This window comes from Salinimicrobium marinum (genome assembly GCF_014651535.1).
Classification (GTDB): Bacteria; Bacteroidota; Bacteroidia; order Flavobacteriales; family Flavobacteriaceae; genus Salinimicrobium; species Salinimicrobium marinum.
Genome location: NZ_BMXB01000051.1, coordinates 1 through 895, shown reverse-complemented (window position 1 = coordinate 895; position 895 = coordinate 1). Strand labels below are relative to the sequence as shown.

Annotated in this window: 1 protein-coding gene; it reads right to left on the bottom strand. The window is 48.0% G+C overall.

Going from position 1 to position 895, the window contains the following annotated elements:
• Positions 1-895, bottom strand: an 895-nt coding sequence (locus tag IE056_RS18315; protein ID WP_189606435.1) for a Mu transposase domain-containing protein, incomplete at both ends; no start/stop codon positions are given.

Genomic DNA, 895 nt, shown 5'->3' with positions numbered 1-895 from the left:
GGGTAGGGATTTTATCTGTGGTTCTTCCTGATAGTCGGTCATCCGGTTCTCCAGGACCTGCTTTAAGAACCGGTAAGAATACTGCCCATGGTCCAGGGCAATGCTACAGGCTTTAATAAAGCTTTCCCTATTGGTTTTCCGGGACAGGTTCAGTATACCATCACAGGTTTTGTAAAGCTGCTCGGGGTATTTGTCCTGTTTGAACAAGGCTTCCATGTACCGGTAAAGTTCTTCAGAGTGGTTATACCCACGTTGCAGGTAATACGTGGGGCTACGCTCTTTATAATACTGGTGGTGGGAACACAGGTGTTCCTTCCGGGTGGTATAACCTGCTTTTTTGTGGTTCCTGGGATGCGTGGCAATAAGGCCTGCTTTATGGTAGATCCTCACCAGCGACCGGGTGTAGATGACCTTGACCTTCATGCCAATGTAGGTATAGGGAACGCTGTAATAGTGTTTGTCCATTCCCAGGTAGATATGATTATTCTTGGCCACTTTATGTTCCCTGTAATATTTGATCTCGAAGGCTGTTTCGGATAGAGGCTGCAGGGTATGTTTTTCATCGGCCAGGAACTTTTCTTCCCTACAGTAATCCTTCTGCTGCATCCGGGTCTGGTTATGCTCCCTGACCTTTTGGGCAATGGCTTTGTTCAAAGAAGGAAGGTCGAAGAAAGTGAGCTTGCGTAACTTGGCATACACCCGGCTGTAGATCAGCTTCACCTGGTTCTCCACTAAACCTTTGTCCTGAGGTCTTCTGGGACGTGCCGGAGTGACCGAAGTGCCATAATGGTTGGCAAAGTCTTCCAGGGCACGATTGAGTTCAGGCTCATAGGGATTGGCTTTTATTACTGCCGATTTTAGGTTATCCGGAACCAAGGTTTGGGGAACTCCGCCA